A 674-nucleotide genomic window follows, 5' to 3' on the forward strand; every position below is an offset into this window, starting at 1 on the left:
TACCGATCTTTGTTCCAGTCACCGCCATAGAGAGTATCGTTTCCGGGACCACCATTGATGATATCGTAACCTTCTTTGCCCCATAGTGTGTCATCACCGGCACCACCATTAAGAATATCATCACCGGCACCACCATTAAGAATATCATCACCATCGCCGCCACTTAAATAGTCGTTTCCACTTTCTCCATACAGCTCATCATTACCTGCTCCTCCGAAAAGGTTGTCTATACCATCTCCTCCATATAATTTATCATTACCCGGCCCTCCAGCAATAATATCGTGAGAATTCCAGCCTCTGAGTTCATCGTCACCTGATGTGCCTCCCAAAATAAATGACATGGCAGCTATATCATCAACACTTAATACTTTATCATCAAATACAAAGTTAAATGCTCTGCTGTAGTAATTATTGTAGGTGAAGTAATCAGGCAGGGTAAGGGAATCATCTGTACCATAAGCCTGAATAATCAAATCATTACCAGAACGGGTAAACTGAGCATCAGCCAGATTAGTGCCTTTGAAAACTATGTCGTTGTAGTTGTTTTTGTGGCCTTGATATCCTTTGTCATAAATAATATCCTGTCCATGGCCAGCCTCGAATTCATAGCGGTCTTTATGGTGGTCACCACCTTTGAGAATATCATTCCCAGTACCACCAATAAGAATATCGTA

Annotated in this window: 1 protein-coding gene; it reads right to left on the reverse strand. The window is 41.8% G+C overall.

What is annotated here, in order from left to right; all coding sequences use genetic code 11:
- Nucleotides 1-674 (reverse strand): calcium-binding protein (locus BHC51_RS00985; protein WP_143558708.1); only part of this gene is annotated, 674 nt, incomplete at both ends.

This window comes from Snodgrassella alvi, from assembly GCF_002777745.1.
In the GTDB taxonomy this organism is placed as follows: domain Bacteria; phylum Pseudomonadota; class Gammaproteobacteria; order Burkholderiales; family Neisseriaceae; genus Snodgrassella; species Snodgrassella alvi_D.